At 56.7% G+C, this 13875-nt stretch carries 16 protein-coding genes; 12 read left to right on the forward strand and 4 right to left on the reverse strand.

The window, feature by feature from the left end:
• The 4 genes from REA38_RS09065 to REA38_RS09080 all read left to right on the forward strand — a co-directional run.
• The coding region (locus REA38_RS09065; RefSeq protein WP_308885742.1) for an RHS repeat-associated core domain-containing protein at window positions 1–1006 on the forward strand (1006 nt) is incomplete at its 5' end.
• Between the two features lie 8 nt (window positions 1007–1014).
• Window positions 1015–1416 carry a hypothetical protein gene (locus REA38_RS09070; protein ID WP_039566212.1) on the forward strand — a complete coding sequence of 134 codons (402 nt, stop codon included), beginning with the start codon at window positions 1015–1017 and terminating at the stop codon, window positions 1414–1416.
• Window positions 1417–1570: 154 nt separating this feature from the next.
• Window positions 1571–2326 carry a macro domain-containing protein gene (locus REA38_RS09075; RefSeq protein WP_308885743.1) on the forward strand — a complete coding sequence of 252 codons (756 nt, stop codon included), beginning with the start codon at window positions 1571–1573 and terminating at the stop codon, window positions 2324–2326.
• 11 nt (window positions 2327–2337) lie between these two features.
• A complete protein-coding gene (locus REA38_RS09080; RefSeq protein WP_308885744.1) occupies window positions 2338–2868 on the forward strand; it encodes a hypothetical protein in 531 nt (176 codons plus the stop codon).
• A 43-nt stretch (window positions 2869–2911) separates the two neighbouring features.
• Here REA38_RS09080 and REA38_RS09085 read toward each other — a convergent pair whose 3' ends face one another.
• On the reverse strand, window positions 2912–3808 hold the full coding sequence (locus REA38_RS09085; protein WP_308885745.1) for a PhzF family phenazine biosynthesis protein: 897 nt from the start codon (window positions 3806–3808) through the stop codon (window positions 2912–2914).
• 54 nt (window positions 3809–3862) lie between these two features.
• The gene (locus tag REA38_RS09090; RefSeq protein WP_164097979.1) at window positions 3863–4780 is read right to left on the reverse strand and encodes a DMT family transporter; all 918 of its coding nucleotides are present in this window, start codon (window positions 4778–4780) and stop codon (window positions 3863–3865) included.
• 181 nt (window positions 4781–4961) lie between these two features.
• On the opposite strand from REA38_RS09090, the gene REA38_RS09095 reads away from it, so the two are divergent.
• From REA38_RS09095 to REA38_RS09110, 4 genes are all read left to right on the forward strand, one after another.
• Window positions 4962–5831: a helix-turn-helix domain-containing protein gene (locus REA38_RS09095; RefSeq protein ID WP_047567568.1), complete on the forward strand. Its 870-nt coding sequence runs from the start codon at window positions 4962–4964 to the stop codon at window positions 5829–5831.
• A 17-nt stretch (window positions 5832–5848) separates the two neighbouring features.
• On the forward strand, window positions 5849–6283 hold the full coding sequence (locus tag REA38_RS09100; protein WP_060420630.1) for a glyoxalase/bleomycin resistance/dioxygenase family protein: 435 nt from the start codon (window positions 5849–5851) through the stop codon (window positions 6281–6283).
• A 424-nt stretch (window positions 6284–6707) separates the two neighbouring features.
• On the forward strand, window positions 6708–7046 hold the full coding sequence (locus REA38_RS09105; RefSeq protein WP_060420978.1) for a MoaF N-terminal domain-containing protein: 339 nt from the start codon (window positions 6708–6710) through the stop codon (window positions 7044–7046).
• Window positions 7047–7055: 9 nt separating this feature from the next.
• The gene (locus tag REA38_RS09110; protein ID WP_308885746.1) at window positions 7056–7547 is read left to right on the forward strand and encodes an ester cyclase; all 492 of its coding nucleotides are present in this window, start codon (window positions 7056–7058) and stop codon (window positions 7545–7547) included.
• Between the two features lie 171 nt (window positions 7548–7718).
• Here the strand turns inward: REA38_RS09110 and REA38_RS09115 are convergent, their stop codons facing one another.
• Window positions 7719–8918, reverse strand: coding sequence for a multidrug efflux MFS transporter (locus tag REA38_RS09115; RefSeq protein WP_039566203.1), 1200 nt, complete (start codon window positions 8916–8918; stop codon window positions 7719–7721).
• 254 nt (window positions 8919–9172) lie between these two features.
• On the opposite strand from REA38_RS09115, the gene REA38_RS09120 reads away from it, so the two are divergent.
• The 3 genes from REA38_RS09120 (at window position 9173) to REA38_RS09130 (ending at window position 11303) form a co-directional block, all read left to right on the forward strand.
• Window positions 9173–9745, forward strand: a complete 573-nt coding sequence (locus tag REA38_RS09120) for an isochorismatase family cysteine hydrolase (RefSeq protein ID WP_197845812.1) — start codon at window positions 9173–9175, stop codon at window positions 9743–9745.
• A complete protein-coding gene (locus REA38_RS09125; protein ID WP_308885748.1) occupies window positions 9742–10758 on the forward strand; it encodes an FUSC family protein in 1017 nt (338 codons plus the stop codon). Before REA38_RS09120 ends, REA38_RS09125 begins: the two co-directional genes overlap by 4 nt.
• Window positions 10759–10853: 95 nt before the next feature.
• Entirely contained in the window at window positions 10854–11303 is a 450-nt protein-coding gene (locus REA38_RS09130; RefSeq protein WP_103798563.1) for a MarR family winged helix-turn-helix transcriptional regulator, read from the forward strand.
• A 37-nt stretch (window positions 11304–11340) separates the two neighbouring features.
• Here REA38_RS09130 and REA38_RS09135 read toward each other — a convergent pair whose 3' ends face one another.
• On the reverse strand, window positions 11341–11622 hold the full coding sequence (locus REA38_RS09135; RefSeq protein WP_033634498.1) for a YjcB family protein: 282 nt from the start codon (window positions 11620–11622) through the stop codon (window positions 11341–11343).
• A 294-nt stretch (window positions 11623–11916) separates the two neighbouring features.
• Between REA38_RS09135 and mrdA the strand changes: the two genes are divergently transcribed.
• Window positions 11917–13842, forward strand: coding sequence for a penicillin-binding protein 2 (gene mrdA / locus REA38_RS09140; protein ID WP_308885749.1), 1926 nt, complete (start codon window positions 11917–11919; stop codon window positions 13840–13842).
• Window positions 13843–13875 lie beyond the last annotated feature (33 nt).

The raw sequence follows: 13875 nt of genomic DNA on the forward strand, positions 1-13875 counted from the left end.
CCGTTACGACGCCTGGGGCAACCTGATCAGCCGGCGCAACGGCCTGTACGAACAGCACTACCGCTACGACGCCGACAATCGGCTGGTGCAGGCGCACGGCCGCGGCCCGCAGGGCGAGTTCGAGGCGCAGTATCATTACGACGCGCTGGGCCGCCGCAGCCGCAAGGCGGTGCGCTACAAGGGCAAAACCGAACAGACGACCCGTTTCCTGTGGCAGGGCTACCGGTTGCTGCAGGAGCAGCGCGACGACGGCAGCCGCCGCAGCTGGAGCTACGATCCGGCCAGCCCGTGGAGCCCGCTGGCGGCGCTGGAGCAGGCGGGCGACAGCCGCTCGGCAGATATTTACTGGTATCACACCGATCTGAACAGCGCGCCGCTGGAAGTGACCGACGCGGCGGGCAACCTGTGTTGGTCCGGGCAATACGATACCTTCGGCAAGCTGCAGGGCCAGACGGTGGCCGGTGCGGCGAAGCGGCAGGGCGCGCAGTATCAGCAGCCGCTGCGCTACGCCGGGCAATATCAGGACGACGAAAGCGGCCTGCACTACAACCTGTTCCGCTACTACGAACCCGAGGTGGGGCGTTTCACCACGCAGGATCCGATAGGGTTGGAAGGCGGGCTGAATTTATATGCATACGCGAAAAATCCGCTCATTTGGGTTGACCCGTTAGGCCTTACTGGTTGTAGCATTCAACCTGGTAAAAACTTTAAAGATCACTTTATTCGGCATAAAGGTATACTAGAAGGCTATTTAGGGAAAAAATATCCAAAATGGAAAGTGGATGAAGGTGCTGAGTTCTTGAGAGATGTTGAAAAGTTACGAGATAGCGGGAAATTGGTCCATGTAGGACAAGGGACAATTAAAAAAGGTCAGCCTGTGATGGAGATATATAGAGGTGAAGGGATGACCTATATTTCTAAAAAGCTGTCTGATGGTAGGGAGGAATTTGTAACTCTTATTGAGTCTGGCAAAGGCATGGATCTTGGGATTGTTTTTTCACCATAGGAGTGCATATGAAAGAATTTATTGAGCATGTAACTAGGAGTAGCGTCAGTGATATAATTGTCACGGGTTATATAGATGGGGAAACAGTACCAGTGTTTCATCCGATGTATGACAGAGTTTACTTTATATCAGATGAAACTATATTTGAACTGTATATTGATGATGATGGGATTGTTAATTCACGTTTAGTTGAAAACATCGTTCCATGGTTTGAGGTGGATGAGGATGATAAGTTTTCCATGATGTCAATTTATTCCCAGTCATTTAAAACTGAGCAGGAGGTTAGCATAGTTGGAGTAAATTATAGTGACGATCCGTTCTCAGGGGTTTTCTTAAAATATAAGGCAGGTGACGATGAGCGGCTATTGTCTTTAGAATCAAATAATTTTTTCGGTTTTCTTATTTCATAGTTAAAAGGATTTCGAGATTATTGAATGCTAGTAGTTAATTGAAGCTTTGAGTTTTTTGATAGTGGTATTGAAAATTAGAGGGTTATTGTAAGTAACATGGTGATTGACTGTTATAAATAACTTATTCCATCTGTCGTAGGAGGAGGAAAGAACTGTGGAGTCCGATAAGAATTATTATAAAGGTACATGTGAACTCATTTCTGGCGAAGGGAGGATCTATACCGAGTTTAATGGCGATGCTGCAACAAGACAAATAACTATAATAAATGATTTGTATTATTCATCCTCATCTTTGGAAGATTGGCACGAAGATATAGGTTTTTTACTTTATGATGGTAAGAAAAGTGAGCTTGATCTTTCTGAGTCAAAGTTGATAACTAGTCTTGAATTTGAAAGTGAATGGAATAAGACAATCACCTCTGATGTTTTGAATGATTATGTCAGTTTTAGCTATGGTGATGCATCTATTCCTTTGTCAAAATCTAAAATGATCATTCATATTGTGAATAACAAGGGTAAGTGGGGAAAAGGCTTTGTTCTTCCTCTATCAAAACGCTATCCAGCAGTAAAGGAAGAATATTTAAAGTGGTTCTCTGAAAAAAAGGATTTTTTTCTTGGGAATGTACAGTTCATCTGTGTGAACGAAAATGAGCGGGTATATGTTGCAAATGTGTTGGCTCAGGATGGACTAAAGAAAAGTAAAGATGATAATGCTCAGTATGTTTCATATGAAGCACTTAAAGAATGTCTAAGTCTGGTTTCTGATTATGCATTAAAAGAAAGGCTTAGTATACAATTACCTATGATTGGTGCAGGATTGGGAGGTGGTGATTGGGATGCTATTTTTTCTCTAATTAAAGAGCGCTTGGCAAGAAAGAAAATAAAATGCAACATCGTTAAATTAGGTTGAGTGAGAGTGACATGAACTTCTATACTTTCAGTGGCTTTACATTTGGCGATAACTTGATTTGCTTTCCCGATCCGAAATCAAGATTGTCCAGCTTTTTTATTTGGAATGAAGGTGATGGTAAGTTCCTATTCTACTCACTGCCAAAAGGGAAAGTGCCAAGCGTTTTGAGTAGCGATATTTTTAATTTGCATGACTATTTTCCTGCCAGTCTCGGAATTCCAATTTTTTCAAAAAGGGCTAAGGCTGTATTTGAACGTAAGGTTTCGTCTGAGATGTCATTCTATGAGTGCGCGGTAGAAAACGTAACTGAAACGATTTTTCTGTGTAAAGTGAATAATTATTTTCCAATTATTAATGAGGAAGCCTCGACGTTCAGAGAACTTGAAGATGGAAGCAAGCTCATTGATGTGCCTGCTTACAAGTGTGAAAGGGAGTTATTTATTGCCAGGGATAGCATCTATTGTGAAAGAATAATTGTCTCTCAGCAGTTTGTTGACCTATGTAATGAAGAACAGCTAAACATAGGCTTTGAGCGTTGCTAATTGACGTTCCCAAAAGATGCTCACTATCTTCTTACCCCAAAAACTAAATACCCAATGTCCCGTTAATCAGGGTGCGGCACTGCCCGCCGATCCAGGGTTCGCCGTCAATAAAACGCACGCTCACGCGGCCATCTCGATTCAGTTGGGTGCCCTGGCGCACCTGGTAGCCCTGTGCGGTCTGGCCGCCGTCGGGAAAGCGGTTGGCCTTCAATAAGCGCGCCAGGCAGGCGTTGGCGCTGCCGGTCACCGGATCTTCAATCAAGGCGCCGCATTCCACCATAAACGCGCGCATTTCGTAATCGGCCGGTTCGGCCGTGGTGCAGGCGCCATAGATCACCACGCCATCCACATCACACACCGTTTGCAACCGTTTAATCGTGGCCTGATCCGGCGTTACCGCCAGGCAGGATTGTGCGTCCGGCAGGCGCACCATCAGCCAGCGAATGCCCATCTCGGCAATCACCGGTAGGGGGCCTCCTTCAATCACCGCGGGCCGTAAAGCGGCCATCAGCCGTTCTGTTTCCTCAGTCGCCATTGGGCGGAACTCAACTTCGGGCGCGGCGAACGCCAATGTGCCTTCCGGCTGGATATTGACCGCCACCAGGCCGACGCCGCATTCCTGCATCACCGTCCCAGGCCGTTTAGGCGTCAAACCGGCTTCCAGCAGGGCGTGGGCGGTGCCCAGCGTCGGGTGGCCGGCGAAGGGCAGCTCTTTTTCGGTGGTGAAAATGCGCACCTTATAATCCGCCGCCGGGTGCGTCGGTTTAAGCACAAAGGTGGTTTCCGAAAGGTTGGTCCAACGGGCCAATGCCAGCATTTGCGCGCTGCTCAGCCCCTCGGCCTCCAGCACCACCGCCACGGGGTTGCCCTGCAGCGGCGTACGGGTAAACACGTCCACCTGTTTGTAGGCGCGGGGTGTCACATCATCACTTCTGAGCATTTGCCATCATCCGTTATCAACAAAACCTGATGATAACGATATTCGCCAATGGCTTCAAAGGGTTGAGTTTTGTTTTGAGATACCCGGCCGTCGCCAGTTCAGCCCCGGCTTGGCGAACATCACCAGGTTGCCCAGCAGGATCAGGCACAGGCCCAGCACGGCGTTGAAGTGCCACTGATAGCCTTCGTAGATCGTTGAGATGGTCAGCGCTACCAGCGGGAACAGCAGGGTGCTGTAGGCCGCCGCGCCGGCGCCGATGCGGCCGAGCAGGCTGAAGTAAGCGGCGAAGGCGATCACCGATCCGAAAATCGCCAGGTACAACAGGGAGCCGATATAGCGGCTGCTGAATTCGATCTGGAACGATGCGCCCTGCGCCAGGGCGATCAGCGCCATCAGCAGCGCGCCGTAGGTCATGGCGTAGGTGTTGGTGGAAAAGATATCCAGCCCGCGGCGCTGATGGCGCGTGCTGATCATGTTGCCCAGCGAGAAGCCGTAGGTGCCGAGCGCGCTCAGGCCGATGCCTTTGAGCAGCTCCGGCGCCATGCGGGTGGCGGCCAGATCTTGCCAAAACAGCGCCACGATGCCGGTCAAACCCAGCAGCGCCGCCGGCAGCAGGTTGGGGCTGGGACGCTGGCGGAAAAACAGCAGGCTGTTGAGGGCGTTGAACAGCACCGCCATCGAGAAGATCACCGATTCCAGCCCGCTGCTGATGTAGGCCGCCGCGTGGTAGAAGCAGAAGAAGTTGAAGCCGAACACGCAGCAGCCCTGCAGCACGCAGAACAGATGATCGCGCGGGGCGAGGCGGCGCAGGCGGCGTGTTAGCAACAGCACGGCGAACATCACCGCGGCGGAAATGGCGAAGCGGTAAGCAATCGAGACGGGAATGGCCACCGGGCCTTCCTGTTGCAGGGTGATCGCAATCCAGGTGGTGCCCCAAATCAGCACTACGGCGAGGTACAACAGCGCATTCATTCTATTTGTTACTCCGAAAAAACCGATGGCGCAGTATCCGCTTTGGCGCGCGGCGGCGCTTGCAGCGCTTTGCGCCCAGTTGCATATTCTTGCGCTTTTTTTGCCAAAAGCGCGGGGCGGCGGCTGGTATGCGGCGGCGCCACTCTTTACACTGTCTGCATGTCGAACAACGGGGCCGGCGATGTCCAACTATCAGGCGTTTGAAACACTGCGTGAGCACAAGGCGCGGCTTCACGGCAGCGTGCTGCTGGGCACCGGCGTGGAGCTGGCCGCCTGGTCCAACTGCAACGATCGCGTCACGCAGGAAAGCGCCGACCACCATACCCTGAGCCTGTACGTCGCCGACGGCTATGAGTGCTACCAGCAGGTGCCGGGCGGCTGGCGCAACGGCGGCGGGCCGGATCGGTTCTGCATCATGCCGCGCCAATACGCCTCCACCTGGGACGTGCGCAGCGATCTGTCGTTCGTGCACCTGTATTGCACCGACGGGCATCTGCGGCAGCTGGCGGAGCAGACCTGGGATCGCAGCCCGGCGGCGATCAACGTAGAGCCGCGCAGCTTCGGCGAAGATCCGCAGATCACGCTGCTGTATCGCCAGTTTTTGCTCAACTGCGACTGGCGGGACAGCGCCAATCTGCTGGCGCTCAGCAGCGCGTCGAACCTGCTGATGTCGCATCTGATCCAGCGTTACAGTCAGCTGCAGTGGAAGCTGCCGCAGGCGCGCGGCGGCCTGGCGCCTGCGGTGGCCAGGCGGGTGCGGGAATATATCGAAAACCACCTCGATCGGCCTTTGCTGTTGGCGGATCTGGCGGCGCAGGCCGGGTTGAGCGAATACCATTTCGCCCGCATGTTCAAGCACGCCACCGGGCTGGCGCCGCACCAGTTTGTGATGCGCGCCCGGCTGCAGCGGGCGGAACGGCTACTGCGGCACAGCCAACAGCCGATCACCGAGATCGCGCTGGCGTGCGGCTTCAGCTCCGCCAGCCACTTCAGCAACCGCTTCAAGGCGGCCTATGGATTTGCTCCGCTGCAGGTGCGGCTGGGGCGCTAACCGGAAGGGAGAGCAGCATGGATCAACAATTTGCCGGGCTGGGCGTGTTGTTTGTCGCCGGATTCGGGCCCATCACGCGTGAGAGCGACGAGAGCAAGGCGTTTTATGTCGAGGCGCTGGGGCTGCCGCTCAAGCCGATGCCGGGCAACGAAACCTATCTGCTGTCGGAGCAAGGCGCGCTGGACGGCGTGAAGCATTTCGCCCTGTGGCCGCTGGCGCAGGCGGCGCAGTCCTGCTTTGGCGACGATCGCTGGCCGGCGGATCTCGCGCTGCCGCAGGCGTGGATCGAGTTCGACGTGGCCGACATGGCGGCCGCCACCCAGGGGCTGGTCGATCGCGGTTATCGGCTGTTGGTCGCCAACCGCGAAGAGCCGTGGGGGCAGAGCGTTACCCGTTTGCTCAGCCCGGAAGGGTTGCTGGTCGGCGTCACCTATACGCCCTGGCTGCGTTAAACGCGACGCCGTTCGCCGCCGCCTTTCGGGGGTGGGCGGCTTAAGAACAAATACGCATTAGCTTAAAGCGATCTGCGCTATAGACCCATCAAATCTCCGAGCAGTTTCCCTTCCTGAAAGCAGAAATTCCGTTCATTGCGTAAAAACCAATGGCCAGAACGCGCTATTGCCATGCCATTCCGCGGCGATTTTTCGCCGTCTTTTTTCGCCGCCAGGTGCCTGATAGGAATAGAGATTATTCTTATATTTCTGGCCATCGTCAAGTGATGATAATGATTCTCGTTTTCAACCACGGAAAGGAGAAGGAACGATGAAAACAGTGAAGAGAACGGGCATCGCGCTGGCGATAGCCCTGACTTTCCCCCTCGCATTACCCGCCGCTACGGCGGCGCAACCCTCCCTGACAAACAGTAAGGCGGCAACGATGACGGATAAACACGGGCAGTTCATTGCGGTCGGTAAAGTGGTGCAGGTGACCTTCGGCGATTTCGCCTTCAAGCTGGATTTTACCGATGACAAGACCATGACCTTCACCGGTATCGGCGAGGCGTCGCAGGGCATCACCGACACCGTGCAGTACACCGCGGTGGAGATCCGGCCAAAGGTCTATATGGTCTATTGGCATGAGCCGCAGTCCGGCGACAACGTGACGCATATCGAGGACTTTGAGCGCGGCGAGGTGTACACCAACATCGCCGCCAAGGACGGCAGCTTCACCCATCTGAAAGGGCAGCTGAAAATCGTAGGTCACTCAGGAAAATAAGGAGCAGTTATGAAAAAGGCATTGATCACCTGTGCGATCGTCGGCGGCTTGCTGGCGAGTTACCCGGCGCTGTCAACGGATCAGGCGGCGTCTGACAAATCGTCCGGCAAAGGCGGTTATCATCATGCTCAGCAGAAGCTGAAGGTGGTGGAAGACCTGTACGCGGGCTTTTTCAATCGCCACGACATCGGCGTGGCGCAGAAGCTGATTGTGGAAAACTACAAGCAGCATAACCCGTTCGTCGGCGACGGCATCAAGCCGTTCCTGGATTTCTTCAGCCAGACCTTTAAAGACAATCCGCAGTACAGCGCCAAAATATACCGCAGCGCGGTCAACGGCGATTTGGTCTACGTTCATGTCAAATACCAAAATAACCCGCAGGATCGCGGCACCGCCAGCGTGGATATTTACCGGGTGAACGATCAGGGGAAAATCACCGAGCATTGGGATGTCAATCAGGATGTGCCGGAAAAATCGGCCAACGACAATACCATGTTCTGATCCGCAAGGGCCGCTGCGGCGGCCCTCAACACGCCCGCAACACTTTATTTACTTACATAAATACCAAACGATCGCCGCGTCGAGTAGGCTACGGCCGCCTTTGGCAGTGGTGGCACGGTTGATGGGCGTCATTGTCCCGCCACTGCTTGAGGCGTTCCCCCGCATTCCCCGTTATCCCGCGCGTTGACTCTCCACTTTTTTGAACTGATGGCGCAGCTGCAGCGCATTGCAAAGCACCAACACCGCCGTCACGGCGAACACCCAGCGGAACCCCATCATCGCCGAAATGCCCGATCCCAGCAGCGGGCCAACCACGTTGCCCAGGTACATAAAGGATTGGTTATAGCCGAAGATGCGCCCGGTCACCTGATCGGAGGAATACTTCAGCAGCAGCGCCTGCACCGCCGGCATCAGCGCGCCGTCGGCGAAGCCGAGCAGGAAACGCAGAATGCCCAGCTGCAGCGGCGTATTTACCCAGGCCATCACGGCGAACAGGCCGGTGGTGAACAGCAGCGCGGCGATCAGAATGCGCGCGGTGCCGATGCGATCGCCGAGCCGCCCGAGGCGCGGCGCCGAGATCAGCGCTGCAATGCCGGGCACGGCGGCGATCATGCCGCTGACAAAGGCGATATTGCTGACGTCGCCGGACAGCTCGCGAATGAATAACGTCAGGATCGGGCTGATGGACGAGTTGGCCAGCTGGATCATCAGGGTGCAAACGAACAGGGTGAGGATCAGCGTCGGATAAGGCAGCGAACGGAACACCGCCTTGCCGCTCAGCTGATCCGCTTTTTTCACCGTGATGCGCCGCTCTTTAATCAGGAACAGCGTCACCAGGAAACTGACGAACATCAGCCCGGCGGTGACGAAAAACACTACCCGCAGCCCCAGATGGTCGGCCATCAGCCCACCCAGCAGCGGCCCGGCGATCACGCCGGAGATCTGCCCGGTAGAAAGCGTGCCCAGCGCCCAGCCGCTTTTATCGCGCGGCACCTGCGAGGCGACCAGCGCCATGGCGTTGGGAATATAGCCAGACGTCAGCCCCATCAGGGCGCGCAGCGCGAACAGCTGCCAGACGTTGGTGGCCAGCCCCTGCAGCGCGATGACGATCGCCATGCCCAGCGAGGCGCGCAGCAGCATCAGCTTGCGGCCTTTGCGGTCGGCCAGGCTGCCCCACAGCGGCGACACCACCGCCGAGACCAAAAAGGTGCCGCTGAACACCAGCCCGGACCACAGGCTGAGGGATTGGTGATCGCTGACGCCGAGCTGTTCGACGTACAGCGGCAGAAAAGGGAGGATTTGGCTCATCGCCAGCCCGGTGAAGAAACACCCGAGCCAGACCGAGATCAGATTGACTTTCCACGCTTCCATCGGCTTACCGTACCACGTTGAATTTGGGGAGATTTGTTAAGCAAGATAATAATAACACCGCGAACTGGCCGGTGCGGGGGAAATGCGTGAGAAAACGTAAAGCCCGTCAGCAGCGTTGTTACATTTGGCTATAAATTAATAGCTATATTATCATAGATATTTATTTTAAGCTACTCCACCAAGCCGCTCAACAATCCGGCGGCGGCCACACTCTCTACCCATTTCGCCGCGTTGGCGGCAAGGAGACGCTTTCTATGAATACCGCACTGATCGCTCTGGATTACATCGTGGATATTTCTCACCCGGAAGGAAAAATTGCGCGCTCGGCGCAGCAGGTCATTGAGCGCGATGTCATCGCGCAGGCAAATAACGCATTGTCTCTTGCGCAGCGTAAGGATTGGCTTCGTATATTGGTTAAAGTCGGTTTCGCGGTCGGTTATGTCGATCAGCCTAAATATTCGCGGATGTTTGGGCGGGCGCATCAATTTGGCGCTATCGCACTGGGGCAGCCGGGCACGGATTTTCATCCTGATTTGGCGTCTGATTTGGGGGAGTTAACGATCGTAAAACCGCGCGTCAGCGCGTTTTATGGCACTAATCTGGATGCGGCGTTGCGCGCCCGCCGCATTGAACGGTTGGTGATCTGCGGGGTCAGCAGTACCTGGGCAGTACAGGCGACGGCGCGCGACGCACACGATCGTGATTATCAGGTGTTGATATTGGAAGAGGCTTGCGCGGCGGCCACGGCGGAAGAGCACCGGATCTCGATGGAAACGCTTGCCACTATTGCCGATATCGTCACGCTGGAACAGCTGAGCGCATTGTGAAGCCGCTGCGTGAAGAAATCGCCTGGCGTCCGCTGCGACGGGGAGCATGGGTGTTGGCACCGCTGCTGACCCTGAGCCTGGCGACAGGAAATGCCAATTGGCTGAAGGCTTCGGTGGTCACCATATCGCTGTTTGTCGTTTGCGAACGTCTTGAGCTGGCGCCGCTCGGCGTGGCGCTGCATGCGGCGGCATTGCTGCTGCTCTTTATGGCGCTGTCGTGCGCCATGCACACGCCGGCGATCTTCGTTTTGGCGTGCGTGTTGGCGGCGGCTGCGGCGGTTGGGATCTCCGCGTACGGCGGCAAGCTGCGATCCCTGGGGAATTTTATTTTTATTCCGGCTCTTTATCTGGCGTGTGAAACCGCCGAAGGTAGCGCCGGAGCGTCATTAGTCCAACGTGCCTGGGCGCTGCTCCCTTTTCTGGGAGCAGCCGTCTTGCCGGTGTTGATGCTTGCACTGGCAGAGCACCGGCGGCTAGCACGGCTGTCGACGAGTGACAGCCTGCATCATTATCTCCAACTGCACCGCAGCGACGAGCTTGGCGCCCGCATGGCCTGCGGCGAGGCTTTGTTCGCCGTGAGTTGTGCCGTTGCACTGTCGGCCGCGATCGTTGAGTGGCAACACCTCGATTACGGGCAATGGGTGATCTGGTCGTCTGTCAGCGTGATCACCGGCGATATGGCCGGTACGCGCAACAAACTCCGTCAGCGTGCGTCAGGGGCATTGCTGGGGGTGCCCGTCGGTATTTTGCTGGGTAGCCTCATGCCGCATGGCAATGTGGGTTATGAACTGCTGAGCGTGGTGACGATGCTCACCTTGGTGTCTTTTCATCGTTATGCCTTGGGGTTTGGCGCCCGTTGCGCCTGCATCGCCTGCGCGTTGGTGATTGCCGGAAAAGCGCCGTCGATCGCCGCAGAAAGGGTGGTCAATGTGTTGCTGGGCGGTGGCATCGGTCTACTGTTCGCTTTGGTGGTGCACGCGGTGTTGCCGCTCAACGCAGGTACCCGCCAATAGCGAGCCGGCATATTTCGTCCGCCGATTTTTTCGGTTGACCGTTCCCAGTCTCGGTGTGAAAGTACGGACAAATCTATCGTTATCTATTGATGCCAATGAAAAAAGATCATCCTGAAGACGTGACGCTGCTGCGCACGCAGTTAATGTCGCTGGTGCGCCGTATGCGGCGCGAATCGCGCAGCGACGAAAAATCCTGGGCCCAGCTGATGCTGTTGGGGGCTATCGATCGCCACGGCGGCGAGGCGACGCCGTCGCTGCTGGCGGAATCGGAGCGCATGCGTTCCTCAAACCTGGCGGCCGCGTTGCGTGAGCTCGAGGCCGATGGGCTGCTGGTGCGCACGCCGGATGCCGAAGACAAACGCCGGGTGCGGGTGCGCCTGACGCCCGCCGGGCTGGGCCTGCTGCAGGAGAGCCGCAGCCGGCGCGAGGCGTGGTTGCTGGCGGCGATGGAAAACTGTTTAACGGAGCGGGAGCAGGCGCTGTTGATTGAGGCGGGGGCCTTGATGGCGCGGCTGGCGGCGGCGCCGTCAGCGGAAACGGAATAATCGGCAGGGCGGCCGGTGAGCCGCCCCCGCGGCGAGGTTACGGCATCGGCCAATCGACCGGCATGGTGCTGACCACGTCCACATAGCGATCCCAGGCCGATGACCAGAATTGGGTGAAAGCTTCCAAGGTGAGGTGGATACCCATCAGGCCCATCACGAACCAGCAGGCGGTAAACAGGCCCAGGCTGCTGAACATGAACGCCATGCCGTTGCGGCTGGTTTTACGGCAAACGACGTTTAACTGGCTGGCGAAGAACATCATCACGGCGCTCAGCAACTCCCAGCGCATCATGACTAAACCGGTGGCAATGGTACTCATCGAACTCGATCCTATGTAACAAAAATCCGCATCCGGCAGGGCGCCGACAGGGAAATGCGGGGGAATATCGGGAATATTGTGATTCAGATCACATTGTAGCATTGGGGCGAACGGCGGCTCAATGGGAAGCGCGGTGAAAAAAACGCCGCCGGTAACATTCCAATATGCTGAAACAGTTATGCCATTTCATTAGCAACCTTTTCATGGGGCGGTGCGCCCGATAACGCTATGCTTGCCGGCTTTTCAGTTCCCTGATTTTGCGGGGAAATGTGACGCAAAAGGTATCGGCACCGCATGGCCCTGTTAAAAGAAACAATTCGCGACCACTCTGCGGAAGAGAGGCTGTTTATCCGCCGGGCAGGCGTGGCGCTGGCGCTGGTGGTGGTCTGTTTCGGCGCGCTGATCGTCAACCTCTACCGGCTGCAAATCCGCCAGCACGGCTTTTACCAGACGCGCTCCAACCAGAACGACATCAAAATGCTGCCGATCGCCCCCAGCCGGGGGCTGATCTTCGATCGCAACGGCACGCCTTTAGTGCGAAACGTGACACTGTATCGTATCGAGATCACGCCCAGCAAAATCAGCGACATGGCGGCACTGCTGCAGGCGCTGACGCCGATCGTCGACCTGACGCCGGAAGACATCAGCGCGTTTCGCGACGACATGCACCACAACAGCCGCTACAAACCGGTGACGCTCAAAGCCGGGCTGAGCGACACCGAGGTGGCGCGCTTTGCCGTCAATCAATACCGTTTCGACGGAGTGACGATCGATACCTATCAACAGCGTGAATATCCTTACGGCGCCCAGCTGGCGCACGTGCTGGGCTATGTGTCGAAGATCAACGACAGCGATCTCAAACGCCTGGACAAGGCCGGGCTGAGCGAGAACTATGCCGCCGACCGCAACATCGGCAAACAGGGCATCGAGGCCTATTACGAGGCCGAACTGCACGGCACCACCGGCTATCAGGAGGTGGAGGTGGATAATCACGGTCGCGTGATCCGCCTGCTGAAAGAGCAGCCGCCGAAGGCCGGCAAGAACATCTACCTGACGCTGGATCTGCCGCTGCAGCAGTACATTGAATCGGTGCTGAAGGGGCAGCGCGCCGCGGTGGTGGTGGAAGATCCGCGCGACGGCGGCATCCTGGCGATGGTTTCCAGCCCCAGCTACGATCCCAATCCTTTCGTCAAAGGCATCGGCTATCAGGCCTATAAGGCGCTGCTGACCAACCCGGATTTGCCGCTGATCAACCGCGTCACCCAGGGCTTATACCCGCCGGCGTCGACGGTGAAGCCCTACATGGCCGTTTCGGCGCTGTTCGCCGGGGTGATCACGCCCACCACCACCTTTTTCGGCGCGCCGACCTGGACGCTGCCCGGCACTGAGCGCCGCTACCGCGACTGGCTAAAAACCGGCCACGGCATGCTCAACGTCACCAAAGCGATCGAGGAATCCGCCGACACCTTCTTTTATCAGGTGGCGTATGAAATGGGCATCGATCGTATCCACCACTGGCTGAGCCAGTTCGGCTACGGCCAGTCCACCGGCATCGATCTGAACGAAGAGTACCGCGGCGTGCTGCCGAGCCGCGACTGGAAGCTGAAGGTGCACAAAAAGGGCTGGTATCAGGGGGATACGGTTTCGGTGGGCATCGGCCAGGGGTATTGGGTGGCGACGCCGATCCAGATGGTAAAAGCGCTGACCACGCTGATCAACAACGGCCAGGTGAAAACGCCGCACCTGCTGTATTCGTTGCAGCAGGGCAACCGGGTGACGCGCTACCCGCCGCCGGCGCAAGCGGCGCAGATCGGCGATCCCCACTCGCCTTACTGGGGCATCGTACGCAACGGCATGTACGGCATGGCCAACTTGCCAAACGGCACCGGTTACAAGCTGTTCCACACCGCGCCATACCAGATCGCCGCCAAATCCGGCACCTCGCAGGTGTTCAGCCTGAAGCAAAACCAGACCTACAACGCCAAAATGATCCCGGTGCGGCTGCGCGATCACATCTTCTATACGCTGTTCGCGCCTTACAAAACCCCCCGGGTGGCGATGGCGCTGATCCTGGAAAACGGCGGCGGCGACGGCGTAGTGGCGGGGCCGACCGCCCGCGCGATCCTCGACCACATTTTTGACCCGGCCAACGCGCCGCAGCCCGGCGATGCGGGGCAAAGTAAACCGCAGTTAAACGACAGTGCGGATGTGCAACGGTGAGGCGGTTTGTTTTTACTTTCTTACAAACTGCAA

It is taken from the genome of Serratia sp. MF1(2023), assembly GCF_030954545.1.
In the GTDB taxonomy this organism is placed as follows: Bacteria; Pseudomonadota; Gammaproteobacteria; order Enterobacterales; family Enterobacteriaceae; genus Serratia; species Serratia sarumanii.

Coding starts and splice junctions, on each gene's coding strand:
- REA38_RS09070 (WP_039566212.1), top strand. CDS start 1,015: ATGAAAGAATTTATTGAGCATGTAACTAGGAGTAGCGTCAGTGATATA.
- REA38_RS09080 (WP_308885744.1), top strand. CDS start 2,338: ATGAACTTCTATACTTTCAGTGGCTTTACATTTGGCGATAACTTGATT.
- REA38_RS09085 (WP_308885745.1), bottom strand. CDS start 3,808: ATGCTCAGAAGTGATGATGTGACACCCCGCGCCTACAAACAGGTGGAC.
- REA38_RS09090 (WP_164097979.1), bottom strand. CDS start 4,780: ATGAATGCGCTGTTGTACCTCGCCGTAGTGCTGATTTGGGGCACCACC.
- REA38_RS09095 (WP_047567568.1), top strand. CDS start 4,962: ATGTCCAACTATCAGGCGTTTGAAACACTGCGTGAGCACAAGGCGCGG.
- REA38_RS09100 (WP_060420630.1), top strand. CDS start 5,849: ATGGATCAACAATTTGCCGGGCTGGGCGTGTTGTTTGTCGCCGGATTC.
- REA38_RS09105 (WP_060420978.1), top strand. CDS start 6,708: ATGACGGATAAACACGGGCAGTTCATTGCGGTCGGTAAAGTGGTGCAG.
- REA38_RS09110 (WP_308885746.1), top strand. CDS start 7,056: ATGAAAAAGGCATTGATCACCTGTGCGATCGTCGGCGGCTTGCTGGCG.
- REA38_RS09115 (WP_039566203.1), bottom strand. CDS start 8,918: ATGGAAGCGTGGAAAGTCAATCTGATCTCGGTCTGGCTCGGGTGTTTC.
- REA38_RS09120 (WP_197845812.1), top strand. CDS start 9,173: ATGAATACCGCACTGATCGCTCTGGATTACATCGTGGATATTTCTCAC.
- REA38_RS09130 (WP_103798563.1), top strand. CDS start 10,854: ATGAAAAAAGATCATCCTGAAGACGTGACGCTGCTGCGCACGCAGTTA.
- REA38_RS09135 (WP_033634498.1), bottom strand. CDS start 11,622: ATGAGTACCATTGCCACCGGTTTAGTCATGATGCGCTGGGAGTTGCTG.
- mrdA (WP_308885749.1), top strand. CDS start 11,917: ATGGCCCTGTTAAAAGAAACAATTCGCGACCACTCTGCGGAAGAGAGG.